Below are 24,549 nucleotides of genomic sequence, written 5' to 3'. Positions count from 1 at the left end.
GTCCGGCCGGGCGGCCGACTGCGTGATCAGCGGCTGGGAGCCGGGCGGTGCGGGCTTCGGCGCGGCAGTGGATGGTCCGGTCGGGCGGCCGACTGCCTGATCAGCGGCCGGTGGCCGCGGCCGGCTCGTCCTCCGCCGGCGGCCGCCAGGCCGTGCCGAGCGAGCAGTAGGAGGCCGGCAGGACCGGTCCCGTCTCCGGCATCAGCACCCGCCGGTAGGGCCCGAGCGTGAACCCGGCGTCGCGCAGGGCGGCGACCGGGTCCCGGGACAGATGGCAGCCGCCGGTCAGCAGCGGCCACACCGTGCGGTCCAGGGCCCGCTGGGTGAGGGCCATCGCCGGGCCGCCGCCCCTGCCGTGCTCGAAGAACCGCACCTCGCCGCCCGGCCGCAGTACCCGCCGCACCTCGGCGAGGGCCCGCGGCAGATCGCGCACGCTGCACAGCACCAGCGACAGCACCACCCCGTCGAAGGCCTCGCTCTTGACCGGCAGCGCCTCCGCGCAGCCCGGCACCACATCGACCGGCACCTCGGCGCGCAGCGCCGCCGCCACCGCCTTGTGGCGCAGCAGCCGCTCGGGCTCGACCGCGACGACCTCCGAGACCGCGCCCGGGTAGTGCGCGAAGTTCAGCCCGTTCCCGGCGCCGATCTCGATCACCCGCCCGGACAGTCCGGCCAGCAGCCGCTCCCGTATGCCCGCCATGCCCACCCGGGTCTCCGCCGCCACGCTGAACCGGTCGTAGCAGCGCGCGAACAGCGGATGGCGGACGGGGTCCCGCGTCACCTCGCCGAAGCCGGTGGACCGTAGCGGCATGGCTGCCTCCCGAGACAGGACGGGCCTACGGGGAAGTCTCCCCGCGCACGGCCCGGCCACACGCGGAAGCCCCCGGGAGACGTCCGGTCACGCGAACGGCGGCGGAGCCTCCCGCACGGTGAACGCCGCCGCGTCCCACCGGCCGTTCAGCCGCGGCGCCAGCCAGCCGGGGGCGGCCGCCCGGAAGGCGTCGGGCGCCAGGCCCCCGGCTCCCTCGGGCAGCGCGCCCAGGAGCGGCGCGCCGGCCACCTGCGGCAGGTCGGCGACGTTGCAGCGGTCGGCGAGACCGGGCTCGGCGGGCCAGCTGCCGATCACCACACCGAGCAGGTCCAGCTCGCGCGAGCGCAGCTCACGGGCGGTCAGCTCGGTGACGTTCAGGGTGCCCAGACCGGCGGAGGCGACCACCAGCACCGGCGCCCGCAGCAACTGCGCCGCGTCCGCGAGGGTCCCGCCCGCGTCGTCGAACCGCACGAGCAGCCCGCCCGCGCCCTCCACCAGCACCAGATCGTGCCCGGTGGCCAGCTTGGCCGCGGCCTCGGCCACCTCCTGCGGGCGCACCGGAGGGCGTCCGGCCCGCAGCGCGGCCGTGCCGGGCGCCAGCGGCTCCGGGTAGCGGGCGACTTCGGCCCAGGTCACGGCGCCGGCCAGCCGCTCCACCTCCGCGCCGTCCCCGCGCTCGTGCGGGCCCACGCCCGTCTGCGCGGCCTTCAGCACGGCCACCGACCGGCCGGCCGCCACGGCCGCCGCCGCGACGGCGGCCGTGGTGACGGTCTTGCCGACCTCCGTGCCCGTGCCCGTGATCACCAGTACCGGCATCTCATCCCTCCCGCGCCGCCGCGCACACCGCGCGCGCGATCCGTGCCACGTCCACGTCGCCCGTGACGTACGGCGGCATCGTGTACACCAGGTCCCGGAACGGCCGCAGCCATACGCCCTCGCGCACGGCGGCCCGGGTCGCCGCCGCCATGTCCACCGGGTGGTCGAGCTGGACCACGCCGATCGCGCCGAGGACCCGTACGTCCCGGACCCCAGGCAGCTCCGCCGCCAGCGCCAGGCCCTCGCGCAGACCCGCCTCGATCCGCTTGACCTCCGTACGCCAGTCCTGGCCGAGCAGCAGTTCGATCGAGGCGCAGGCCACGGCCGCCGCCAGCGGGTTGCCCATGAACGTCGGGCCGTGCGCCAGCACCGGCACCTCGCCGCGCGAGATCCCCTCGGCCACCCGCGCGGTGCACAGCGTCGCCGCCATCGTCAGATAACCGCCGGTCAGCGCCTTGCCCACGCACATCACGTCCGGAGTCACCGCCGCGTGCTCCGCCGCGAACAGCGCGCCGGTGCGGCCGAACCCGGTCGCGATCTCGTCGAACACCAGCAGCACGTCGTGCGCGTCGCACACCTCGCGCAGCACGCGCAGATACGCGGGGGAGTGGAACCGCATGCCGCCCGCGCCCTGCACCACCGGTTCGACGATCACGGCGGCCAGTTCGTCCGCGTGCCGTTCGACCAGCTCGCGCAGGTGGGCGGCGTACGCCTCCTCGTACCCGGCCGGCGGGGCGTCCGCGAAGATCTGGCGCGGCAGCACCCCGGCCCACAGCTCGTGCATCCCGCCCTCGGGGTCGCACACGGACATCGGCTGCCAGGTGTCCCCGTGGTAGCCGCCCCGCCAGGTCAGCAGCCGCCGCTTGGCCGGGCGGCCGAGCGAACGCCAGTACTGCAGGCACATCTTGACGGCGACCTCGACCGACACCGAGCCGGAGTCGGCGAGGAACACGTGCTCGAGACCATCGGGCGACATGTCGACAAGGAGCTTCGCCAGGCGGACGGCGGGCTCGTGGGTGAGCCCGCCGAACATCACATGACTCATCCGCTCCAACTGCTCGCGGACCGCCTCGTTGAGCACCGGGTGGTTGTAGCCGTGGATCGCGGCCCACCAGGAGGACATGCCGTCGACCAGCTCGCCCGAACCGTCCGCGAGCCTGAGCCGCACCCCGCTCGCCGACTCCACGACGAGCGGTTCCTGCCGGCCGGGCATCGGACCGTACGGATGCCACACGTGCCGCCGGTCCAGGTCGAGCAGCCCGGCCACGCCCGGACCGTACGGATCGGACCCCTCAGGCATTGGGCGCGAGGTCCGTTCCGGCGCCCCGGCGGCGGACCGCCACCAGGTCCGTGCGGGGCTCGTTGGCCTTCGGCTCGGCGGCCGTGGCGGGGACCGAACCGCACACCCCGCCGCCCCCGTGCGACCCGCACCCGGCGCCCTCGTGCGAGCCGCAGCCCGCGCCCTCGTGCGAGCCGCACCCGGCGGCGCCTTCCGGCGCCCCGCTGTCGGCCGCCACCGCGTGCGAGCCGCAACCGCCGCCCGCCGCCCGGTGCTGAGGCAGGGTCACCTGGTCGGCGCCCTCCACCTCGAACCCGGCGTCCGCGATCATCTCCAGGTCCGCCTTGCCGGCCTGGCCCTCGCTGGTCAGGTAGTCGCCCAGGAAGATGGAGTTGGCCAGGTGCAGCGCGAGCGGCTGCATCGAGCGCAGATGCACCTCGCGGCCGCCCGCGATCCGGACCTCCACGTCCGGGCAGACGAACCGGACCATCGCGAGGATCCGCAGGCAGCGCTGCGGGGTCAGGTTCCACTCCTTGGCGAGCGGGGTCCCCTCGAACGGGATCAGGAAGTTCACCGGAACGGAGTCCGGGTCCAGCTCGCGCAGCGAGTAGACCACGTCCACCAGGTCCTCGTCGCTCTCGCCCATGCCGGCGATGAGACCCGAGCAGGCCGACAGCCCGGCCGCGTGCGCCTTGTGCACCGTGTCCACCCGATCGGCGTACGTGTGGGTGGTGGTGATGTCGCCGTACGTCGACTCGGAGGTGTTCAGGTTGTGGTTGTACGCGTCGGCGCCGGCCGCGCGCAGCCGCTCCGCCTGGCCGTCGGAGAGCAGCCCGAGACAGGCGCACACCTCGACGCCCTCGTTCTGCTCCTTGATGGTCCTGATGGTCTCCGAGACCCGGTCCACGTCCCGGTCCGTCGGACCGCGCCCGCTGGCCACCAGGCAGACGCGCTTGGCGCCGCCGGCCAGCCCCGCCGCCGCGGCCTCGGAGGCCTGGTCGGGCTTGAGCCACGTGTACTTGAGGATGTCCGCCTTCGAGCCGAGCCGCTGGGAGCAGTAGGAGCAGTCCTCGGGGCACAGGCCGGACTTGAGGTTGACGAGATAGTTGAGTTTCACCCGCCGCCCGAACCAGTGGCGGCGCACCTTGCCGGCCGCCGCCACCACATCGAGCAGGTCGTCGTCGGAGGTGGCCAGCACGGCCAGAGCTTCCTCGCGGGTCGGCAGTTCGCGCCGAAGCCCCTTGTCCACCAGCGTGTTCAGCAGGTCCATGAAAGCCGATCCTGGCCTACCGGACGGCCCGCGGCCAAGGAGAGTTTGCACAACAGAGACGGATCGACGTGTGGGTATCGCCACACCATGGGCAGCGGGTCGTGCCGCTAGGGTCTGTCCACTGCCTACAAAAGCCCCCGGAGGAACCATGGCGTTCGGCTGGATCGACGAGCAGGCGGACGCACGCCGCCGCGCCGGGCTGGTACGGACCCTGCGCCCCCGCCCCGCCGACTCGCCCCTGCTGGACCTCGCCAGCAACGACTACCTCGGCCTGGCCCGGCACCCCGAGGTGACCGAGGGCGCGGCACGCGCGGCGCGCACCTGGGGCGGCGGCGCCACCGGCTCCCGCCTGGTCACCGGCACCACCGAACTGCACACCGAACTGGAGCGCGAACTCGCGGAGTTCTGCGGCTTCGAGGCGGCGCTCGTGTTCTCCTCCGGCTACGCCGCCAACCTCGCCGCCGTCACCGCGCTCGCCCCGCACGGCTCGCTGATCGTCTCCGACGCGGGCAACCACGCCTCCCTCATCGACGGCTGCCGGCTGGCGCGCGCCACCACCCAGGTCGTCGCGCACGCGGACCCCGAGGCCGTGCGCAAGGCGCTCGGCACCCACGAGGGAGCGGCGGTCCTGGTCTCCGACACGGTCTTCTCGGTTGACGGCGACGCGGCCCCGCTGGCGCGGTTCGCGGAGGTCTGCCGGGAGCGGGGCGCGGGAGTGGTGGTCGACGACGCGCACGGCCTGGGCGTCCTCGGCACGGGCGGCCGCGGCGCGGCCCACGCGGCGGGACTCGCCGGCGCGGACGACGTGGTCGTGACGGCCACCTTGTCCAAGTCCCTCGGCAGCCAGGGCGGAGCCGTCCTCGGACCCGCCCGGGTGATCGAACACCTGGTCAACGCGGCCCGGACGTTCATCTTCGACACCGGGCTCGCCCCCGCGGCGGCGGGCGCGGCCCTGGCCGCGCTGCGGCTGCTGCGCCACGAGCCGGAACGCGCGGAACGGGCCCGCGCGGTGGCGGCCGACCTGCACGCGCGCCTGACCACCGCGGGTCTGGAGGCGGTACGCCCGGACGCCGCGGTGGTCTCGGTGCGCGCGCCGTCCCCGGAGGCGGCCGTGCGATGGGCGGCCGACTGCCGTGCGGCGGGCCTGGCGGTGGGCTGCTTCCGCCCGCCGTCCGTGCCCGACGGCATCTCACGGCTCAGACTGACCGCCCGTGCGGACCTCTCCGGGGCGCAGATCGAACGCGCTGTGCGGGTGATCGGCGAAACGCGACCATGAGTCGGCGTGACACGGCCGTGCGTCGCCTTCGGCGGAATAGCCGTCAGAACCGGTGCGCCGCGGCCGTGAAGTCCGCCCAGCTGCCCGGGGAGAAGAGCAGCGCGGGCCCGGCGGGGGCCTTGGAGTCGCGCACGGCGAGCAGTCCGGCGCCCGGCCCCGAGGCCGGTCGGGCGGTCTCCACACAGTTGTTCGCTCCCGTGCTGTAGCTGCTGCGCAGCCACCGCACACCGTGGAGATCGGCGCTGGAAGGTACGTGCCGCGGCGGAGCGGACATGATGCCTCCTTGTTCGGTCGCGCGCCGTCACATGGTCTGGCGCATCCCGGCGATGAAGTCCGACGAGTCCTCGGCCGACAGAGCGTGGAACCGAAGAGCGTCGAAGGCCTCGGTGTAGGCCTCTAGGTCTTCTTTCCGATCGAGATGGTGGCTACTCGTCAAGTGGTCGAGAACGACCACATCCAGATCAGTAGTGTGAGAAAAGGAGAAGATGACGAAAGGGCCGGTGACGCCGATGTGCGCCCCGGCGGAGAACGGCAGTACCTGCAACCGCACCTGCGGGAGCCGCGCCGCCTCCTCCAGCCGCTCCAGCTGGCGCGCCATGACCTCAGGGCCGCCCACCTCACGATGCAGTACGGCCTCGTCGAGCACCGCGTTCAGCTCCAGCGGCGGATCGGCCCGCAGGACGTGCTGGCGGGCGAGGCGGACCTCGACCAGCGCGTCCAGCCGCTCCTCGTCGAGCCCGTCCACGGCGGCCCGGGTCACCGCACGGGCGTACTCGGGCGTCTGCAGCAGTCCCGGCACGACCGTGGTCTCCAGGGTGCGCATCGCGGTCGCCTGCGACTCCAGGCTGATGAAGTCCCGGTAGGTCGGCGGCAGGACCCCGCGGTAGGCGTGCCACCAGCGGTGCCGGCCGTCGCCGTCCTCGGAGCCGGCCAGGGCCAGCAGCAGGCGGCGCAGCTGCGCGTCGTGGACGTCGTAGGCGTCCAGCAGCAGCCGCACGTCGGCCGGCTTCGCACCGCTGGTGCCGGTCTCGATCCGGCTCACCTTCGACTGGTGCCAGCCCACCAGCCGGGCCGCCTGCCCGCTGGTGAGACCCGCGCCGGTGCGCAGTGCGCGCAGTTCGGCGCCCAGTTTGCGGCGGCGCACCACGGGACCGTGCTGCATGGGCTCTCCTTCCCCTCCGGCTCCCCGCGACGGACCGCGACGGCCCGCGCCGCGCCGGGCGGGACCGGCTCCCGCGGGTGCGAAGCGAGCCCTGCCGCATACGGTCGGCCGTCGCAGAGTTCACCGCTTCGAGCGACAGATATATGCATATCTCGGTGGATCGCCACCAGGACCCGCGCGGTGATGGCAGTCTGACGGCGAAGCACCAGTCCGGGACCGTACTCGAACCATCCGCTCCGTGTCGGACCACGGCCCCGTGGGAAAGGGACGACATCGCCATGGCAGACCTTCTGGAAGCATCCGTCACTCTGCCGAGCGAGCCCGCCTCGGTCTCCGCCGCCCGCTCCTACGCGGTGGACACCCTGTCGGAGTGGGGTCTGCCGGCGCAGACGGAGACCGCCGACACCGTGCGGCTCATCGTCTCGGAACTCGCCACCAACGCCGTCCAGCACACCCTCGGGCAGTCGCCCACCTTCACGGTCGACCTCGCCCTGGAGCGGGACGAGCTGCTGCGCATCGGGGTGACCGACAGCCACCCCCGGTTCCCCAAGCGGCTGCCGGCCGCCGTCCAGCAGGACAACGGCCGGGGCATGGTGATCATCCGGTGGCTCGCCGCGGAGTGCGGCGGCAGACTGAGCGTGAGAGCCACCCGCGAGGGCGGCAAGACGGTCTGCATCGAACTCCCGTGGACCCCACGGGACCACCGCCCGGCGACGGCTAGCTGAGCCGCGCCGGCGGGCGCGCGCCCGGGCGGGGCCTGCCGGGGCGGGGCGGGGGCGTCCTGGGCTTCCTGCGGAGGCGGACGCTTCGGGGCCGGTGCTCGGCCCTCGGGGGCGCGTCGGAGGCGCGTTTCAGGGGCGCGCGTTTTGGGAGGCGCGCGTTTCGGGGGCGCGGACCCACGGAGGGCGGGCGCTTGGGGCGCTCCGCGGGCGAAGTACGGCGGGGGCTGGGGCAGATGTGGAGGGCGGCGGCGGCCGGGGAGCCGACCGGGGACCCTTGCGGCCCGAGTGGCGGCCCGGGTGCCGCAGGGGCCGTGGCGGCAGGGCAGTCCGCGACCGCGTCGGCCTGGGGCCGGGGCCGGTGACCGGGACGCCGGGTCGGCTCCGGTCACCCTGGCGGGACGGTCGGCGGCCGTGGCAGCACGAGTGGCCGGACGGTCCGCGACGGTCGGCAGACGGCAGACGGCAGACGGCAGACGGCAGACGGCAGACGGCAGACGGTGGGCGGTGGGCGGGCGTGGCCGCTGACGGTTCGTGACCATCCCGGCCCGTGACCAATCCCGGTTCGTGACCATCCCGGCCGGAGCCTCGTGGCCGCGACGCCGGTCGGCGTACGGCCGGAGCGGACCCCTGCTCGGGTGCGGGCCGTCCCGGCCGCCGGGACGGGCCCGGGCGGGCCGTGTCCCGGCCGGTGGGCGGTCCGCGGCCGTCCCCGCCCACGGTCCTCGGCCGCGTCGGCCGGTGGACCGCGTCGGACGCGAGCCTGCGGCCGACGCGCCGGTCGGCGCGCCGCACCGGCGGCCGGACCGGCCCGGAGCGGCAGAGTGCGAGGGCGCGGCGGCGGGCCATCCCGAGGGTGGTGACGGGCGGTCACCGGGGCCGTCGCCGCCCTCGGGCGGGTCAGCTGACCCGCCCGTACCACACGCTCTTCGTCCAGATCTTCTGCAGCCGCACCACGTCCCCGGTCTTCGGCGCGTGCCAGATCTTGCCCGCGCCGGCGTAGATGCCGACGTGGTAGACGTACGAGCCCGAGTGGAAGAACACCAGGTCGCCGGCGCGGCGGCTGCCCGCCGAGATGTGGCGGGTCCTGTTGTACTGCTGCTCGGCCGTGCGGGGCAGCTTCTTGCCGGCCCGCTTGAACGAGTACAGCGTGAGTCCGGAGCAGTCGAACCGCCGCGGGCCCGTGGCGCCCCACTGGTAGGGCGAGCCCTTCTTGGACGCGGCGATCTGGAGCGCCTTCGTCGCGAGAGTCGCGGCCGAGGCGTCGGAGGCGGCGCCGGGCACCACGATCGAACCGCCGACGGCGGCGATGGTCAGGGCCGAGGCCGTGCCGGCCCGGGCCATGAACGACGGGACACGATTGAGCGCAGTCATGCGCAACCCTTCGTCAGCCGCCTGTGAAGGATGACCTGTCGGATTCGGGCTGGCGAAGTTGCCCGGCCGCATCGCTGCGGCTTCACCCCAAGGGCTGCTCGGCCCGGCCATGGCGTGACCGTTCCGGCGACCCGTCGTGCTTGGGTCCTCCACTCCTGCCGATCCACTCCCGTCGACCGGTCGTCCGTGCGGCGGCAGGACTCGGCGTCCGCCCGGACCGCCCCGCCGCTGTGGCGGGGGCTTGTCGTCAGACAGGGATCTTCACCTACGGATGTCCGAAAATCCCAACGGAACCGAGGATTTGTGTTGTTACTCACCACTCACCCGTTCGGGTGGACACTCGCGCGCTCGAACGACTGTGTCCTCCCGCGACGAGGCCCGGACCAGCGGCGGAACAGCTCATTCCGCCATCCGTGCAAGCGCGTTGCGCAACCGCGGAGACGCCGAAAAAGGGTGTGTATCTACGCCGAAAGGCGGTACGTCATTTGGTCCGTTTCGGCGCCCGCCCGCGAGTGTCGGCTCCGTCGGCGGTGCGAGCGCACCGGGGGAGCGTCCGGGGCGCGTCCGCGGGCACGACGGGGGCACGGCTGTCGACACGTCAACTCGCCTCCGCGGGAGGCAGGGTGACGCGGGCCGCCCGCCGCTCGCCGTCGAGCGCGCGCAGCGCCCGCGCCAGGGTGGCGGTGTGCAGTTCGGTCTCGCCCCGCCGGTGCATCAGCGCGAGCGCGTCCCGCAGTTCGGCCGCCGCGCGGACGAGCGCCTGAGCGGCCCTCAGGCCGCTGTAGGTGTCCTCGTGGCGCCCCGGATTGATCCGGCCCAGCAGATCCACCGCGGCGAGGTAACGGTCGATCAGCTCCGACTCGGCGCGGGTCAGCGCCGGCAACGGCGGTTCCGAGGGCGGCCCGGCGGGCGGTCCGGGCGGTCCGGGCGGATCGGGAGGGTCGAGCGGCGGCATCGGCGGCTCACCCCGCGTCCACGCCCGCGGCGGGCGTCCTGGGCGCGGGCGTCCGGGGCGCGGGCGTCCGAACGGTCCCGCTCACGCGCTCCGCGGCCTCCGGAGTGATCCGGCGGGCGGACGGTCGGTCCATGGCGCAGCCCTCCGTGCGACGGTCCTCGGTCCTCGCGCGCCCCCGCGCGGGGGCGCGCGTGTCGAGAACGTACAGGACGTACACAACCCGGCGGCACCCTTGCGCCGGTCGGCTTCCGGTCGTGCGCGTCGCTCTCCTGGAGCAAGCTGGAGGTGGAACTCCGGCCGCTCGACGACCCAGGGGATCTGCAATGGTGTTCTTCGCGATGTCCAGGCGGCACCCCCTCCAGCTGCTGTCCACCACCGATCTGGTGCTGGAACACGAACGGCTGCATGAGGAGATCGACCAGTTGCAGCGTGCCCTGACCTCGCACGCCGTCATCGACCAGGCCATCGGCGCCGTGGTGGCCTTCGGCCGGATCCCGCCCGACGACGCCTGGCGGGTCCTGCGCGAGGTCTCTCAGCACACCAACACGAAGGTGCGCACGGTCGCCGAGCACGTCCTGAAGTTCGCGCAGGGCGGCGCCCTGTCCGACACCGAGCTGGAGGAGCTGAGGCGGGCGCTCGACCGCTGCTCGGCACACTGCTCCACGGGTCGCGCGCGGTCCTGAGCGCCGTACGGCCGCGCCGGTGGAGTTGACGTGTCCGTGCAGTGTCCGGTCCGTAAAGTGGGGACATGGCCTACGAGATTCCGGTGACGCGCGCCCGGGCCGAACTCGCCGACCTGATCAACCGGGTGGTCTACGCCGGTGAGCGCGTCGTGGTGACCCGGCACGGCAAGCCGCTGGTCGCCCTGGTCTCCGCGGCCGATCTGCGCCGTCTGGAGGGGTGCCGGGAGCCCGCCGGGCAGACGCTCGAAGCGGTCTCCGGCGCCGGGGACGTGCCGTCGGCGCACGCCGAGCCGGGGAGCCTCGGCCTCGCGGCGGAACAGCGGGCTCCGTAGAGCCGGTGGCTCCGTCCGGGGGGAGGGTGCGCGCCGTGGTGCCGTGCTCCCCGTGCGCCTCGCCCGGCGGCGGTGCCACGGACGGAGCAGCGCGGGCCGTCGGTATGCCGCGTCCCAGCTCCCGGTCATGGAACGTCCAAGGTCTGGTTAACGTCGTTGAAACTCCGACGAACTAGCCTGCCGATCCACGCCACCTGCGGTTTTTCCGTCCGGATTGTCGAAGATCGGGCGATCCGTCCCTGTGTTAGACCTGTCCCGTCGCGGTGGCTGCGGCAACCGGACCCCGCACGGTCCGGAGCGAGGACTGTGAGGTGGGCCCATGCAACTGACCCCGCACGAACAAGAGAGACTGCTCATCCATGTGGCGGCCGACGTGGCCGAGCGGCGCAGGGCCCGTGGACTGAAGCTGAACCACCCCGAGGCGATCGCCCTCATCACGTCGCACATCCTCGAGGGCGCCCGCGACGGCCGTACCGTCGCCGAGCTGATGGCCTCCGGACGCAAGGTGCTGACCAGGGACGACGTCATGGAGGGCATCCCCGAGCTGATCCACGACGTCCAGGTGGAGGCCACCTTCCCGGACGGCACCAAGCTCGTCACCGTCCACGAGCCGATCGTCTGAGGGGAGAGGGCAGTGATTCCCGGAGAGATCCTGTTCGCCGACGGCCCGATCGTCTGCAACGAGGGCCGCGAGGTCACCTGGCTGACCGTGCTCAACGCCGCCGACCGCCCCGTCCAGGTCGGCTCGCACTACCACTTCGCCGAGGCCAACCCCGGCCTGGAGTTCGACCGCGCCGCCGCGCGCGGCAAGCGGCTGGACATCGCCGCCGGGACCGCCGTGCGCTTCGAGCCCGGCATCCCCGTCGAGGTCGCCCTCGTGCCGATCGCCGGCGCCCGTATCGTGCCCGGACTGCGCGGCGAGACCGGAGGCGCCCTCGATGCCTGAGATCTCGCGCCCCGCCTACGCCGACCTGTTCGGCCCCACCACCGGCGACCGCATCCGGCTCGCCGACACCGACCTGATTATCGAGATCGAGGAGGACCGCAGCGGCGGCCCCGGGCTCGCCGGCGATGAGGCCGTCTTCGGCGGCGGCAAGGTCGTCCGCGAGTCCATGGGCCAGTCGCGCGTCACCCGCGCGGAGGGCGCCCCCGACACCGTGATCACCGGCGTGGTGGTCATCGACCACTGGGGGATCGTCAAGGCCGACGTCGGCATCCGCGACGGCCGGATCACCGGCATCGGCAAGGCGGGCAACCCCGACACCATGGACGGCGTCCACCCGGACCTGATCCTCGGCCCGGAGACCGAGATCATCGCGGGCAACGGCCGCATCCTCACCGCCGGCGCCATCGACGCCCACGTCCACTTCATCTGCCCCCAGATCGCCGACGAGGCGCTCGCCTCCGGCATCACCACCCTCGTGGGCGGCGGCACCGGACCGGCCGAGGGCTCCAAGGCGACCACCGTCACCCCCGGCCCCTGGCACCTGGCCCGGACCCTGGAGGCGCTGGAGGCGTACCCGCTCAACATCGGTCTGCTCGGCAAGGGCAACACCGTCTCGCACGAGGCGATGCTGTCCCAGATCCGCGGCGGCGCCCTGGGCCTGAAGCTGCACGAGGACTGGGGCTGCACGCCCGCGGCCATCGACGCCTCGCTCACCGTCGCCGACCGGACCGGCGTCCAGGTCGCCATCCACACCGACACCCTCAACGAGGCCGGGTTCGTGGGCGACACGCTGGCCGCGATCGCCGGCCGCGGCATCCACAGCTACCACACCGAGGGCGCGGGCGGCGGGCACGCCCCGGACATCATGACCGTGGTCTCCGAGCCCAACGTGCTGCCGAGCTCCACCAACCCGACCCGGCCCTTCACCGTCAACACCGCCGAGGAACACCTCGACATGCTGATGGTGTGCCACCACCTCAACCCGGCGGTGCCCGAGGACCTGGCGTTCGCCGAGTCGCGGATCCGGCCCTCCACCATCGGCGCCGAGGACGTGCTGCACGACCTGGGCGCGATCTCGATCATCTCCTCCGACTCCCAGGCCATGGGCCGGGTCGGCGAGGTGATCCTGCGGACCTGGCAGACCGCGCACGTCATGAAGCGGCGGCGCGGCGCGCTGCCGGGCGACGGGCGCGCCGACAACCACCGGGTACGGCGCTATGTCGCCAAGTACACGATCAACCCGGCCGTCGCGCAGGGCCTGGACCGCGAGATCGGCTCCGTGCGGACCGGCAAGCTCGCCGACCTGGTGCTGTGGGAGCCCGCGTTCTTCGGGGTCAAGCCGCTCCTCGTCATCAAGGGCGGCCAGATCGCGTACGCGCAGATGGGCGACGCCAACGCCTCCATCCCGACCCCGCAGCCTGTCCTGCCGCGTCCGATGTACGGGGCGGTCGGCCGGGCGCCCGCGGCCAACTCGGTCAACTTCGTGGCCCCGCTGGCCATCGAGGACGGGCTGCCGGACCGGCTGGGCCTCGGCAAGCGCTTCGTCGCCATCGCCTCGACGCGCGCGGTGACCAAGGCGGACATGCGCGAGAACGACGCGCGGCCCGATGTCGCCATCGATCCCGACAGCTTCGCCGTGCGCGTCGACGGCGAGCTGATCGAGTCCGTGCCGGCCGCCGAACTGCCCATGGCCCAGCGTTACTTCCTCTTCTGAGGGCGGCGCCGATGTCAAGGGCAGCACTTCTCGTCCTGGCCGACGGCCGCTTCCCCGCCGGCGGGCACGCGCACTCCGGCGGGGCCGAGGCGGCGGTCCGGGCCGGGCGGATCACCGGCGTGGCGGACCTCGCGGACTTCTGCCGGGGGCGGTTGCACACGGCGGGGCTGGTCGCGGCCGCCCTCGCCGGCGCCGCAGCCCTCGGCCGCGACCCGGTGGAACTGGACGCGGCGGCCGACGCGCGGACCCCGTCGCCCGCACTGCGGCTGGCCGCCCGCAAGCTCGGGCGGCAGCTGATGCGGGCCGCCCGGGCGACCTGGCCCGCGCCCGAACTCGACGCACTGGCACGGGAGTTCCCCAAGGGCGCCCACCAGCCGGTGGTGCTCGGGCTCACGGCGCGGGCCGCCGGACTCGGGCCCGAGGAGGCGGCGTACTGCGCGGCGTACGAGAGCGTGAGCGGACCGGCCACGGCGACCGTACGCCTGCTCAGCCTGGACCCGTTCGACGCGACGGCCGTACTGGCCCGGCTGGCACCCGAGCTGGACCAGGTCGTCGAGCGGGCGGTCGCGGCGGCCCGGCGGGTCGCCGCCGAGGGCGTGGACGCGCTGCCCGCGTGCTCCGCGCCGCTGCTGGAGATCGCAGCGGAGGCGCATGCCGCCTGGCCGGTACGGCTGTTCGCGTCCTAGACCGCGCGCACCGTCCCGCCCTGTCTCCAAGGGCTCACTCACGCCCCGCTGTCCCGCTGTCCGTCCCCTCATCGCCCCAGGGGCCCACGCCCCACCGCTTCGTCCTTCCTCGTCCCGGGGACGTGCGCCCGCCGTCCCTCTTCCTTCCGACCCCGGGCCTGTGCCCCCTCCGTACCCCGGAGCCCGGCCGCCGCCCTCCGTCCCGTCCGCCGACGGGCCGGACAGAGCGCCGGGCCCCTCCGGGCCGACCACTGGAGCCGTGTCATGCATCTCGATCACTCCCACCCCGCCACCCCCGCCGTGAGCGCCGACGCGCACCGGCCCGACGGCACCCGCCGGGCCGTCCGGATCGGTCTCGGCGGGCCCGTCGGGTCCGGGAAGACCGCGACCGTCGCCGCCCTGTGCCGGGCGCTGCGCGACGAACTGTCGCTCGCCGTCGTCACCAACGACATCTACACGCGCGAGGACGCCGAGTTCCTGCTGCGCGAGGCGGTGCTGCCGCCCGAGCGGATCACCGCCGTGGAGACGGGCGCCTGCCCGCACACGGCGATCCGGGACGACATCTCCGCCAACCTGGAGGCGGTCGAGGACCTGGAGGACGCGGTCGGACCGCTGGACCTGATCCTCCTGGAGTCCGGCGGGGACAACCTCACCGCGACCTTCTCCAAGGGACTTGTGGACGCGCAGATCTTCGTGATCGACGTGGCCGGCGGCGACGACATCCCGCGCAAGGGCGGCCCCGGCGTCACCACCGCCGACCTGCTCGTCGTCAACAAGACCGACCTCGCGCCGTACGTCGGCTCCGACCTGGCGCGGATGGCCGCCGACGCCAAGGCCGCCCGCGGCGAACTGCCGGTCGTGTTCCAGTCGTTGCGCGGCGAGAGCGGGGTCGCGGAGGTCGCCGGCTGGGTACGGCAGCGGCACGCGGCGTGGACGGCGCAGGCATGACGACGGCCGCGAGCCCCCAGGCCGCAGCGGTCGCACCGGCCACTTCACCGACTGCGACGCTGCCCCCGGAGGCGGCGAGCGCCGCGCGGGCGGCCACCACGACCGCCGTGCGGGCGGCCCCCGCGGCCGACGCCCCCCAGCCGACCACCTCCGCGGGGGTCCGCGCCACCGCGCGGATCGTCGCCCGCCACGACGGCCGGGGCGGCACCGCCCTGCCCGTGCTGGCGGGCGAGGGGCCGCTCGCGCCGCGCCGCACCCGGGGAAGCGGCGCCGAGGCGCGGGTCCTGCTGGTCGGCGCGATGAGCGGCCCCCTCGGCGGCGACCGCCTCACCGTGGACGCGCGCGTGGAGGCCGGGGCCCGGCTGCGGATCGGATCGGCGGCGGCCACCATCGCCCTGCCCGGCCAGGTGCCGGGCCCGGCCCGCTACGACGTCCGGCTCACCGTCGCCGACGGCGGCGAACTGCACTGGCTGCCCGAGCAGTTGATCTCCGCCCACGGCAGCGACCTGTATGTCACCACGCGCGCCGACCTGGCCCCCACCGCCCGGCTCGTCCTGCGCGAGGAACAGGTGCTGGGCCGCGCCGCCGAGCAACCCGGCAGGCTCACCAGCCGTCTTGCCGTCCGGATCGGCGGACGGACCGTGCTGGACCAGGAGTTGGCCTGCGGTCCGGGCGCACCGGGCGGCTGGGACGGACCCGCGGTCCTGGCGGGCCACCGCGCCATGGGGCAACTCGTCCTCGTACGGCCCGAGTTCGCCCGCGCCCCGGTCGCGGCGCGCGTTCTGGGCGAGGGCGCCGCCCTGGTCCCGCTGGCCGGACCGGCCGCTCTGGTCAGCGCGGTCGCCCCCGACGCGCTGCGGCTGCGCCGCCTGCTGGACGAGGCGCTGACCGAGCTGGACAGGGCCTGCGCCGGGCCGCCGGGGGATCTCCGCTGAGCGGAACACGCCGCGCCGGTTATCGGATTGGCAAAGAAGGTCAACGACCCCTGTTCTCAGCCACCTCACAGCCGGAAGGATCCCCGTACCCATTCGCAACGATGTACGGGGAGGTCCCACTTGAGGGACATCAGACCGAAGAACCGGGTCCTGGCGCTCGGTTCGGCCGGCGCGCTCGTCACGGCGACCCTGATAGCGGGCGCCGTGGCGGCCCCCGCGGCCAGTGCGGACAGCCGCCACGGCCAGGACCGCGAGGCCCGCGGCGCCGCCGTCGCCGCGGACCGCGCCGCCAAGGCCGGCATCGACTGGCAGGACTGTCCCGCCGACTGGGGGCTCGCCAAGCCCATCCAGTGCGGCTACGTCTCGGTGCCGCTCGACTACGCCCACCCCTACGGCAAGCAGATCAAGCTCGCCGTCGACCGCATCGGCAACACCGGCACGAAGCAGGAGCGCCAGGGCGCCCTCGTCTACAACCCGGGCGGTCCGGGCGGCTCGGGCCTGCGCTTCCCGACCCGCGTCACGGCCAAGAACCCCCTGTGGACCAACGTCGCCAAGGCCTACGACTTCGTCGGCTTCGACCCGCGCGGCGTCGGCCACTCCACGCCGATCTCCTGCATCGACCCGCAGGAGTTCGTCAAGGCGCCCAAGATGGACCCGGTCCCGGACTCCGAGGCCGACAAGCGCGCCCAGCGCAAGCTGGCCCGCGAGTACGCCGACGGCTGCCTGGAGCGCACCGGCAAGGCGATGCTCCAGCAGATGACGACCCCGAACACCGCCCGTGACCTGGACGTCATCCGGGCCGCGCTCGGCGAGAAGAAGATCAACTACCTCGGCGTCTCCTACGGCACCTACCTCGGCGCCGTCTACGGCACCCTGTTCCCGGGCCACGTCCGCCGGATGATCGTGGACAGCGTCGTCAACCCGGACCGCGACAACATCTGGTACGAGGCCAACCTCAACCAGGACATCGCCTTCGACGGCCGCTGGCAGGACTGGGAGGACTGGGTCGCCAAGAACGACGCCGCCTTCCACCTGGGCACCACCCGCGCCGCCGTCCAGGCCAAGTGGCTCCAGCTGCGCGCCGCCGCGAAGAAGAACCCGATCGGCGGCGTGGTCGGCCCGGCCGAGCTGCTCTCCTTCTTCCAGAGCGCCCCGTACTACGACTCCTCGTGGGTCCCGGTCGCCACGGTGTTCAGCAAGTACTTCGCCGGCGACACCCAGGCCCTCGTCGACGCCGCCGCCCCGGACATGTCCGACACCGCGGGCAACATCTCCTCGGAGAACGGCAACGCCGTCTACACGGCCGTCGAGTGCACCGACGCCAAGTGGCCCACCAGCTGGAACAAGTGGGACCGGGACAACACGCGGCTGAACGCCAAGTACCCGTTCATGACCTGGGCCAACGCCTGGATGAACCTGCCCTGCGCCACCTGGCCGGTCAAACAGCAGACCCCGGTGAACGTCAAGACCGGCAAGGGCCTGCCGCCGGTGCTGATCGTGCAGTCCACGCGGGACGCGGCCACCCCCTACGAGGGCGCCGTCGAACTGCACCAGCGCTTCAAGGGCTCGCGTCTGATCACCGAGAAGGACGCCGGCTCCCACGGCGTCACCGGTCTGGTCAACCCGTGCATCAACGAGCGGGTCGACGCCTATCTGCTCAGCGGCAAGGTGGACCGCGCGGACGTGACCTGCGCCCCGCACGTCACGCCGAAGCCGTAACGGCACCCGCCGCGACGCGCGTCCGCCGAGGGGCGGCCGGTGACTCCGGCCGCCCCTTCGGCGTGTCCGGGCAGGAGCCGTGTCCGGGCACGACACGTATCCGGCCGTACGAGCCGTGTCCGGCGTGCGAGCGGTGCGCACCGGACGGGCGGTGCGCACCGGACGAGCCGCACCGCGGTGGCGTCACCCCCGCGGCGGGCGCGGGAGTCCGCGTCTCCGTTCGGCCTTCGCCGCGGCCTCCCGGTCCGGCCGCTCGGCCTTGGCCACGGCCGCGTACCGGTCGACGTACTCCTGCCCCGACAGCGACAGGATCGCGTACATGATCTCGTCCGTGACGGCGCGCAGGACCGCCTTCTGCTCCGTCATCCCGGCGAACCGGGAGAAGTCCAGGGGCTCGCCGAAGCGGATCACCACCGGCCTGATGCGCGGCACGACCCGGCCCGGCGGCTGCGCCTCGAACGTGCCGATCATCGCGCACGGCACGACCGGCACCCCCGCCTCGATCGCCATCACCGCGACCCCGACCTTGCCCTTGTAGAGCCGGCCGTCGGGCGAGCGCGTGCCCTCGGGATAGATGCCGAGGAGTTCGCCCCGGCGCAGCACCCCGAGCCCCTCCCGGATCGCGGCCCGGCCCGCCTCCTTGCCGGACCGGTCGACCGGGATCTGCCCGGCGCTGCGGAAGAAGGCCGCGGTGAGCCTGCCCTTGAGGCCGGGACCCGTGAAGTACTCCGCCTTCGCCAGGAAGGTGATGCGCCGTCTGAGGATCGCGGGCATCAGGAAGTGGTCCGAGAACGAGAGATGGTTGCCCGCGACGATGGCCGGACCGGACGCCGGCACATGCTCCAGTCCTTCGATCCGGGGCCGGAAGACGACCCGCAGCAGCGGCCCCAGCAGGACGTATTTGAGCAAGTAGTAGAACAAGAGGGTCGCTCCTCACTCGCGCGGGGTCCGCCCGACTGCCGCGTTCTCGCAGGTCAACCTCTGTGTTGCGGGGTGCAAGTGTAAGGGCGGGCCGGGGCGCGCGGAACCGGGCGCGCGGCGGCTGCCGGAACCCGCGCACCCGGCGACGTACGGTGGTGACCATGGCCCCTCCGCTTCCGGGTCCGCTGGAGCACCTGGCACCGCTGCTCGCCCACTACGGCTACTGGGCCGTCGGCGGCGTCGTCTTCGTCGAGGACTTCGGCATCCCCGCGCCCGGCGAGACGATCCTGATCGCGGCGGGCGTGTACGCGGGGGCGGGCGAGCTGAACGTCGTGGCGGTGGGGCTGATCGCGTTCGCCGCCGCCGTGATCGGCGACAACATCGGCTATCTGATCGGCCACTTCGGGGGCCGCGCGTTCGTGCACCGCTGGGGGAAGTACGTCTTCCTGACGCCGGAGCGGTTCGCGTCGGCCGAGCGCTTCTTCACCCGGCACGGCGGCAAGGTCGTCACCGTGGCCCGCTTCGTCGAGGGACTGCGCCAGGCCAACGGCATCATCGCCGGCACCACCGGGATGCACTGGCTGCGCTTCCTGGCCTTCAACGCGCTCGGCGCGGCGCTGTGGGTGGGCATGTGGGTGACCCTCGCCTACTTCGCCGGCAGCAACATCGGCGCCGTCTACGACACCATCAGCCGGTACGAGGTGTACGTGCTCACCGGGCTCGGCGTCCTCGTCGCCGCGCTGGTGGCCCGGCATCTGCTGCGACGGCGGCGTCGGCGGCAGGAGTCCTGACCGCCCGGTGCCACCGGGGAGAGCGGGACGTGTCACCGGGGGAGTCCGGGGACGCGCGCGGGGGTGTCCGAAGGACGGCGCGGCGCACTCCGTACGATGGGCGCGTGTCGTCCGGCGCCCGCATCCGCTCCGCGACGAGCCGCGCCGGACGGGCGCTGCTCGTCCTGGCCGTGCTGGCCGGGGTGTTCGCGATGCACGCGTTGTCGCCCGCAGGGATGCCCGCCTCGGGCGAACACGGCGCGATGACGGCCCTGGCCGCCTCCGGCCACGCCACCGCGCCCATGCGCCACCCGGCCGGCGCCGGCCGTGCGCCGATGCTTCGGGACGAGACCTGCCGGCCGTCGTCCGGCGCGTCGGACTCCGGCGGTACGGCGATGACGCACGCCGGCGGCACCTGCGCGGCGGCCGGAACCTCCGCGTCGTACGCGCCGCCCGCGCCGCTGCCCGCGCCGGGCCTCACCGCCCCGGCGCCGGCCGTGGCCCGCACCGGTCCGGCGGCCGAACCGGCCGGCGGACGGGCGCCGCCCGATCTGGCCGAACTCCAGCTCCTGCGGATCTAGAGACGCCCGCACGCCGCCCCACCAGGGGTGACGTGCTCCGGTCCCGTCTCATGATCCGTCGTCCCCGCGTGCCCGCACGCGGGCCGCACAAGGAGCAATCCCACTCATGGCCATCCGCCGTTCCCCGCTTCGCCGTTCCCTTCTCCGCCGCAGCGCCGCGCTGGCCGCGGCGACGACCGCCGCGCTCGTGCTGACCGCCTGCGGCGGCGACTCCACGCCCCCGAGCCGATCGGCCCACTCGGGCCACGGCACGACCGCCAGTGCCGCCCCCTCCGCCGGGCGCACCGGCCACAACGCGCAGGACGTCACCTTCGCGCAGCAGATGATCCCGCACCACCGCCAGGCCGTCGCGATGGCCGGCCTCGCGCCCACCCGGGCGAGGTCGCAGCAGGTCAAGGACCTCGCCGCGCGGATCGAGAAAGCCCAGGACCCGGAGATCGCCACCATGACCGGCTGGCTGAAGGCCTGGGGCGCGAGCGTCCCCGAGGCCGACGCCTCCGGGACGGCGGACATGCCGGGCATGGACCACTCGGGCTCGGGCCACTCCGCCGCGTCGATGCCCGCGATGCCCGCGATGCCCGGCATGATGTCGGACGCCGAGATGAGCGGGCTGGAGAAGATGTCCGGCGACGTCTTCGACCGGGCGTTCCTGCGGATGATGATCGGCCACCACGAGGGCGCGCTCGACATGGCGCGCACCGAGCAGGCCAAGGGGGCCTACGGACCGGCCACGGCACTGGCGAAGTCGATCGTCGTCTCGCAGTCGGCCGAGATCGCCGGCATGAGGAAGATGCTCGGCGAGCGGTAGTCCCACCGCCCCCTCCCGCTCCGTCCCCTTCCCGCCGCACCCTCCGGGGCAGCCGTACGACCGGGCTGCCCCGGAGGGGCTCCGCCGCCTTGACACCCTGGCCCGGAATACCCCCAGGGGGTACCTTGTTGCGTCCGGAGAGACCTCATCGGCAAGGGGAGGATGACGATGACACACCCGGCACACGATCACGGGGCGCACCACCACGAGGGACCTCGTCACGAGGGACACCATCACGCACCGGCGGGCGCCTCCTGGCGCACGGCCGCGCAGGCCACGTTGCACTGCCTGACCGGCTGTGCGATCGGCGAGGTGCTCGGCATGGTCGTGGGCGCGGCCGCCGGACTGCACAACGCGGCCACGGTCGTCGTCTCGATCGCGCTGGCCTTCGTCTTCGGCTACGCGCTGACCATGCGCGGAGTGCTGCGCGCCGGGGTCCCCCTGCGGCAGGCCCTCAAGGTCGCCCTCGCCGCCGACACGGTGTCCATCGCGGTGATGGAACTGATCGACAACACGGTGATGGTGGGCGTCCCGGGCGCGATGGACGCGGGACTCTCCGACGCCCTGTTCTGGGTGTCGCTGGTGCTCTCCCTCGCCCTGGCCTTCGTGCTGACCACTCCGGTCAACCGGTGGATGATCGGCCGGGGCAAGGGCCACGCGGTGGTGCACGCCTACCACTGACCGAAGGCTTCCCGCAGCCCCGGCCGGAAGAGGCCGGGGCCGACCGGGCGGGACCGGTAGTCAGGGGTAGCGCCGGTCGTCCGGGCGCGTCGTGTCGTCCATCGTGCTGCCGCCCGTCCGGCCGTAGTTCCGCGCCACCTTGTGGCTGCGCCGGCGGTGGTTCGCGGTGCCCAGGAAGAGCAGCATCCCCAGACAGAAGATCAGGGCGAGGGCGAGTCCGGCGCTGAAGAGGGCGAGAGGGCTCATGGTGGCGATGTGGTTGCCCAGCACCGACACCGGGTAACCGGGCCCGCCGGACATGTTGCCCGCGATGGCCAGAACGACGAACGCGGCGGTGGCCGCGAGGAGCAGCAGGCCGATGAGCAGCATGGAAGTTCATCTCCTCAGGAAGTGCCGTCTCGCCGCCGGGTACCCGCATCCGGCCGGGCGAACGGAACGTTCCCTTCCGGATATCGGGTGCGGCGTGGCCCGGCCCGGGTACCCGGCGTCGGGCCACGCGGTGAACGGCACCGCATGACCTGACGAAGGGAGGCGCCATGGCTCAGCACGTACGCGACATCATGACCAGCCGACTGGTGACGGTGGAGCCCCAGACCTCGGTGACGGCGGTCGCCCAGAAGATGCGCGACGAGGACATCGGCATCGTCCTGGTGACCGAGGGCGACGAGCTGCGCGGCCTGGTCAGCGACCGCGACCTGGTGGTGCGTTCGCTCGCCGAGGGCGGCGACCAGGAGCAGCGCACCGTGGCCTCGGCGTGCAGCGGCGACATCGTCACCATCACCCCCGACGAGGACGTCGACCAGGCGGTACGGCTGATGCGCGAGCACTCCGTGCGCCGGGTCCCGGTCGTCGACCACGGACACGCTGTGGGCATCCTCTCCATCGGGGACCTGGCCATCGAGCGGGACCCCGACTCGGCGCTCGGGGACATCAGCGCGGCCAGGTCCAACCAGTAGGCCGGCACGTCGAAGGGGGCGCCCCGCGTCGGGACGCCCCCGGCCGGCGTACCGGGTCACTCCCGGCCGGCGTACCGGGCCACCGCTCTCGCGGCCCCGGTGCGGCCGGTGCTCAGGCGGCGAGCACCTTCGCCAACGTGCCGAGGGCCGAGCGCAGTTCGGTCTCCGTGATCGTCAGCGGCGGGGCCAGGCGGATCGTGGAGCCGTGGGTGTCCTTGGCGAGGATGCCCTCGCGCATCAGACGCTCGCTGATCTCCCGGCCGGTGCCGATGGCCGGGTCCACGTCGACGCCCGCCCACAGCCCGCGCGAGCGGAACCCGACCACGCCCCGGCCGACCAGATCGGTCAGCCCCTCGCGCAGCACGGCCCCCAGCTCGGCGGCCCGGCGCTGGAACTCGCCGGTCTCCAGCAGCTCGACCACCGCCGTGCCGACGGCGGCGGCCAGCGGGTTGCCGCCGAACGTCGAGCCGTGCTCGCCCGGCCGCAGCACGCCGAGCGCCTCACGGCTGCCGACCACCGCGGACACCGGCACGATGCCGCCGCCCAGCGCCTTGCCGAGCAGCACCACGTCCGGGACGACGTTCTCGTGCTCGACGGCGAGGGTGCGCCCGGTGCGGCCGAGGCCCGACTGGATCTCGTCCGCGACGAAGAGGCAGCCCGCCCGGCGGGTCAGCTCCCGCACCCCGGTCAGATAGCCGTCGTCCGGGACGATCACGCCGGCCTCGCCCTGGACGGGCTCGATCAGCACCGCCGCCGTCGTCTCGTCGATCGCGGCCTCCAGGGCCGCCAGGTCGTTGTAGGGCACGATCCGGAAGCCCGGCGTGAACGGCCCGAACCCGGACCGCGCCGTCTCGTCGGTCGAGAAGCTGACGATCGTCGTCGTACGGCCGTGGAAGTTGTCCGCCGCGACCACGATCGTCGCCCGGTCGGCGGGCACCCCCTTGACCTCGTACGCCCACTTGCGGGCGACCTTGATGCCGCTCTCCACCGCCTCCGCGCCGGTGTTCATCGGCAGCACCATGTCCTGGCCGGTCAGCCGCGCCAGCCGCTCGGCGAAGCCGGCGAGCTTGTCGTTGTGGAAGGCGCGCGAGGTGAGGGTGAGCCGGTCGAGCTGGCGGTACGCCGCCTCGATCAGCGCGGGGTGGCGGTGGCCGAAGTTCAGCGCCGAGTAGCCGGCCAGCATGTCCAGGTAGCGGCGGCCCTCCACGTCCTCCACCCAGGCGCCCTCCGCGTGGGCGACGACCACCGGCAGCGGGTGATAGTTGTGCGCGAGCACCGGCTCCTCGGCGCGGATCAGCTCGTCGGAGGTGCGGGCGCGTGCGGGTGCGGTCATGAGCGGATCTCCTGGGTGCAGCACTTGATGCCGCCGCCCGCCTTGTGGAACTCGGACAGGTCGACGGGGACGGGCAGATATCCATGGTGCGCCAGTTGCTCGGCGAGCGCCGTCGCACCGGGGGAGACGAACACGTGGCGGCCGTCGGAGACGGAGTTCAGCCCGAAGGCCATCGCGTCCTCGCGGGTGGCGATCACCGCGTCCGGGTAGAGCCGGGCCAGCACCTCGCGGCTGCCGGGCGAGAAGGCCTCCGGGTAGTAGGCGATGTTCTCGTCGTCGAGGACGAACAGCGCCGTGTCCAGGTGGTAGAAGTACGGGTCCACCAGGGTCAGGCCGATCACCGGGACGCCCAGGAATTCCTGTGCCTCGCGATGGGCCTCCCGGGTGGTGCGGAAGCCGGTGCCGGCCAGCACCCAGCGGCCCGCCGGGACGAAGTCGCCCTCGCCCTCGCACACCGACTCGGGGCGATAGACGTCGAAGCCGGCCGACTTGAACCAGGTGTCGTAGGGCGCCGACTCCGGGCGCCGTTCGGGCGCCTTGAACAGGGAGCCGAAGACGCGCCCGCCGACGACGACGGCCGCGTTGGCGGCGAAGACCATGTCCGGCAGGCCGGGCACGGGTTCCACGGTCTGGACGGTGTGACCGTGGGCGCGGTAGGCGTCGATCAGCGCCCGCCACTGGGCCTGGGCGAGTGGGACGTCCACGGGACGGTCCGGACGCATCCAGGGGTTGATCGCGTACTGCACGGCGAAGTGTCTGGGTTCGCAGACGAGGAAGCGCCGCCGGCGCGGCACACGCGGTGTGGACACAGAGGGGTTCCTCCGCTTCCGGGTGTCGACTGAGGGGTGACACCAAGGTAGGAAGCGGCCGTCAC

General features: G+C 73.6%; 28 protein-coding genes and 1 riboswitch. Of the genes, 16 read left to right on the top strand and 12 right to left on the bottom strand.

Annotation, left to right across the window (positions count from 1 at the left end; translation table 11 throughout):
- Window positions 1-100 precede the first annotated feature (100 nt).
- From K7787_RS03910 to bioB, 4 genes are all read right to left on the bottom strand, one after another.
- Window positions 101-811, bottom strand: coding sequence for a class I SAM-dependent methyltransferase (locus K7787_RS03910; RefSeq protein ID WP_223000500.1), 711 nt, complete (start codon window positions 809-811; stop codon window positions 101-103).
- Window positions 812-898: 87 nt separating this feature from the next.
- Window positions 899-1,627, bottom strand: a complete 729-nt coding sequence (gene bioD, locus K7787_RS03905; RefSeq protein WP_043260549.1) for a dethiobiotin synthase — start codon at window positions 1,625-1,627, stop codon at window positions 899-901.
- A 1-nt stretch (window position 1,628) separates the two neighbouring features.
- Window positions 1,629-2,927 carry an adenosylmethionine--8-amino-7-oxononanoate transaminase gene (locus K7787_RS03900; protein WP_223000499.1) on the bottom strand — a complete coding sequence of 433 codons (1,299 nt, stop codon included), beginning with the start codon at window positions 2,925-2,927 and terminating at the stop codon, window positions 1,629-1,631.
- On the bottom strand, window positions 2,920-4,176 hold the full coding sequence (gene bioB / locus K7787_RS03895; protein ID WP_223000498.1) for a biotin synthase BioB: 1,257 nt from the start codon (window positions 4,174-4,176) through the stop codon (window positions 2,920-2,922). The genes K7787_RS03900 and bioB overlap by 8 nt, the downstream gene beginning before the upstream one ends.
- 148 nt (window positions 4,177-4,324) lie before the next feature.
- Between bioB and K7787_RS03890 the strand changes: the two genes are divergently transcribed.
- A complete protein-coding gene (locus K7787_RS03890; protein ID WP_223000497.1) occupies window positions 4,325-5,452 on the top strand; it encodes an 8-amino-7-oxononanoate synthase in 1,128 nt (375 codons plus the stop codon).
- A gap of 43 nt (window positions 5,453-5,495) precedes the next feature.
- Here K7787_RS03890 and K7787_RS03885 read toward each other — a convergent pair whose 3' ends face one another.
- Window positions 5,496-5,726, bottom strand: a complete 231-nt coding sequence (locus K7787_RS03885) for a DUF397 domain-containing protein (RefSeq protein ID WP_009187418.1) — start codon at window positions 5,724-5,726, stop codon at window positions 5,496-5,498.
- A 27-nt stretch (window positions 5,727-5,753) separates the two neighbouring features.
- Complete coding sequence (locus K7787_RS03880; RefSeq protein WP_164387527.1) at window positions 5,754-6,614, bottom strand: helix-turn-helix domain-containing protein; 861 nt, start codon at window positions 6,612-6,614, stop codon at window positions 5,754-5,756.
- Between the two features lie 278 nt (window positions 6,615-6,892).
- Between K7787_RS03880 and K7787_RS03875 the strand changes: the two genes are divergently transcribed.
- Entirely contained in the window at window positions 6,893-7,339 is a 447-nt protein-coding gene (locus K7787_RS03875; RefSeq protein WP_223000496.1) for an ATP-binding protein, read from the top strand.
- 894 nt (window positions 7,340-8,233) lie between these two features.
- On the opposite strand, the gene K7787_RS03870 is transcribed toward K7787_RS03875, so the two are convergent.
- Window positions 8,234-8,707 carry a C40 family peptidase gene (locus K7787_RS03870; protein ID WP_009187415.1) on the bottom strand — a complete coding sequence of 158 codons (474 nt, stop codon included), beginning with the start codon at window positions 8,705-8,707 and terminating at the stop codon, window positions 8,234-8,236.
- A gap of 3 nt (window positions 8,708-8,710) precedes the next feature.
- A riboswitch (cyclic di-AMP (ydaO/yuaA leader) is annotated at window positions 8,711-8,846 on the bottom strand.
- Window positions 8,847-9,305: 459 nt separating this feature from the next.
- Window positions 9,306-9,662 (bottom strand): hypothetical protein, encoded by a 357-nt coding sequence (locus K7787_RS03865; protein WP_223000495.1) that lies wholly within the window; start codon window positions 9,660-9,662, stop codon window positions 9,306-9,308.
- Between the two features lie 323 nt (window positions 9,663-9,985).
- On the opposite strand from K7787_RS03865, the gene K7787_RS03860 reads away from it, so the two are divergent.
- From K7787_RS03860 to K7787_RS03820, 9 genes are all read left to right on the top strand, one after another.
- On the top strand, window positions 9,986-10,345 hold the full coding sequence (locus tag K7787_RS03860; RefSeq protein ID WP_223000494.1) for an ANTAR domain-containing protein: 360 nt from the start codon (window positions 9,986-9,988) through the stop codon (window positions 10,343-10,345).
- A gap of 65 nt (window positions 10,346-10,410) precedes the next feature.
- Window positions 10,411-10,677 (top strand): type II toxin-antitoxin system Phd/YefM family antitoxin, encoded by a 267-nt coding sequence (locus K7787_RS03855; protein ID WP_223000493.1) that lies wholly within the window; start codon window positions 10,411-10,413, stop codon window positions 10,675-10,677.
- A gap of 319 nt (window positions 10,678-10,996) precedes the next feature.
- Entirely contained in the window at window positions 10,997-11,299 is a 303-nt protein-coding gene (locus K7787_RS03850) for an urease subunit gamma (RefSeq protein ID WP_009187411.1), read from the top strand.
- Between the two features lie 12 nt (window positions 11,300-11,311).
- A complete protein-coding gene (locus K7787_RS03845; protein WP_223000492.1) occupies window positions 11,312-11,623 on the top strand; it encodes an urease subunit beta in 312 nt (103 codons plus the stop codon).
- Window positions 11,616-13,337: an urease subunit alpha gene (locus K7787_RS03840; RefSeq protein ID WP_164390137.1), complete on the top strand. Its 1,722-nt coding sequence runs from the start codon at window positions 11,616-11,618 to the stop codon at window positions 13,335-13,337. Before K7787_RS03845 ends, K7787_RS03840 begins: the two co-directional genes overlap by 8 nt.
- Before the next feature lie 11 nt (window positions 13,338-13,348).
- Window positions 13,349-14,023, top strand: coding sequence for an urease accessory protein UreF (locus K7787_RS03835; RefSeq protein WP_223000491.1), 675 nt, complete (start codon window positions 13,349-13,351; stop codon window positions 14,021-14,023).
- A 264-nt stretch (window positions 14,024-14,287) separates the two neighbouring features.
- Window positions 14,288-14,971, top strand: coding sequence for an urease accessory protein UreG (gene ureG, locus K7787_RS03830; protein WP_009187408.1), 684 nt, complete (start codon window positions 14,288-14,290; stop codon window positions 14,969-14,971).
- Entirely contained in the window at window positions 14,968-15,906 is a 939-nt protein-coding gene (locus tag K7787_RS03825; protein WP_247720517.1) for an urease accessory protein UreD, read from the top strand. The genes ureG and K7787_RS03825 overlap by 4 nt, the downstream gene beginning before the upstream one ends.
- A 120-nt stretch (window positions 15,907-16,026) precedes the next feature.
- On the top strand, window positions 16,027-17,625 hold the full coding sequence (locus tag K7787_RS03820) for an alpha/beta hydrolase (protein WP_223000490.1): 1,599 nt from the start codon (window positions 16,027-16,029) through the stop codon (window positions 17,623-17,625).
- Window positions 17,626-17,808: 183 nt separating this feature from the next.
- On the opposite strand, the gene K7787_RS03815 is transcribed toward K7787_RS03820, so the two are convergent.
- Window positions 17,809-18,546 carry a lysophospholipid acyltransferase family protein gene (locus K7787_RS03815; protein ID WP_223000489.1) on the bottom strand — a complete coding sequence of 246 codons (738 nt, stop codon included), beginning with the start codon at window positions 18,544-18,546 and terminating at the stop codon, window positions 17,809-17,811.
- A gap of 161 nt (window positions 18,547-18,707) precedes the next feature.
- Here K7787_RS03815 and K7787_RS03810 point away from each other — a divergent pair, with 161 nt between their 5' ends.
- From K7787_RS03810 to K7787_RS03795, 4 genes are all read left to right on the top strand, one after another.
- A complete protein-coding gene (locus K7787_RS03810; RefSeq protein WP_027757978.1) occupies window positions 18,708-19,337 on the top strand; it encodes a DedA family protein in 630 nt (209 codons plus the stop codon).
- Window positions 19,338-19,441: 104 nt separating this feature from the next.
- Window positions 19,442-19,897, top strand: coding sequence for a DUF6153 family protein (locus tag K7787_RS03805; protein WP_019981521.1), 456 nt, complete (start codon window positions 19,442-19,444; stop codon window positions 19,895-19,897).
- Window positions 19,898-20,003: 106 nt separating this feature from the next.
- The gene (locus tag K7787_RS03800; protein ID WP_223000488.1) at window positions 20,004-20,705 is read left to right on the top strand and encodes a DUF305 domain-containing protein; all 702 of its coding nucleotides are present in this window, start codon (window positions 20,004-20,006) and stop codon (window positions 20,703-20,705) included.
- A gap of 168 nt (window positions 20,706-20,873) precedes the next feature.
- Window positions 20,874-21,386 carry a DUF4396 domain-containing protein gene (locus tag K7787_RS03795; RefSeq protein WP_223000487.1) on the top strand — a complete coding sequence of 171 codons (513 nt, stop codon included), beginning with the start codon at window positions 20,874-20,876 and terminating at the stop codon, window positions 21,384-21,386.
- A gap of 60 nt (window positions 21,387-21,446) precedes the next feature.
- Here K7787_RS03795 and K7787_RS03790 read toward each other — a convergent pair whose 3' ends face one another.
- Window positions 21,447-21,755, bottom strand: a complete 309-nt coding sequence (locus K7787_RS03790; RefSeq protein ID WP_164388654.1) for a hypothetical protein — start codon at window positions 21,753-21,755, stop codon at window positions 21,447-21,449.
- A 167-nt stretch (window positions 21,756-21,922) separates the two neighbouring features.
- Between K7787_RS03790 and K7787_RS03785 the strand changes: the two genes are divergently transcribed.
- Window positions 21,923-22,342: a CBS domain-containing protein gene (locus K7787_RS03785; RefSeq protein WP_043260542.1), complete on the top strand. Its 420-nt coding sequence runs from the start codon at window positions 21,923-21,925 to the stop codon at window positions 22,340-22,342.
- A gap of 112 nt (window positions 22,343-22,454) precedes the next feature.
- Here the strand turns inward: K7787_RS03785 and rocD are convergent, their stop codons facing one another.
- Window positions 22,455-23,675 (bottom strand): ornithine--oxo-acid transaminase, encoded by a 1,221-nt coding sequence (gene rocD / locus K7787_RS03780; RefSeq protein WP_223000486.1) that lies wholly within the window; start codon window positions 23,673-23,675, stop codon window positions 22,455-22,457.
- Window positions 23,672-24,484 (bottom strand): dimethylargininase, encoded by an 813-nt coding sequence (gene ddaH, locus K7787_RS03775; RefSeq protein WP_009187398.1) that lies wholly within the window; start codon window positions 24,482-24,484, stop codon window positions 23,672-23,674. The genes rocD and ddaH overlap by 4 nt, the downstream gene beginning before the upstream one ends.
- Between the last annotated feature and the right edge of the window lie 65 nt (window positions 24,485-24,549).

It is taken from the genome of Streptomyces sennicomposti (assembly GCF_019890635.1).
GTDB classification, from domain to species: domain Bacteria; phylum Actinomycetota; class Actinomycetes; order Streptomycetales; family Streptomycetaceae; genus Streptomyces; species Streptomyces sennicomposti.
This window is presented reverse-complemented; position numbering and strand designations above follow the sequence as displayed.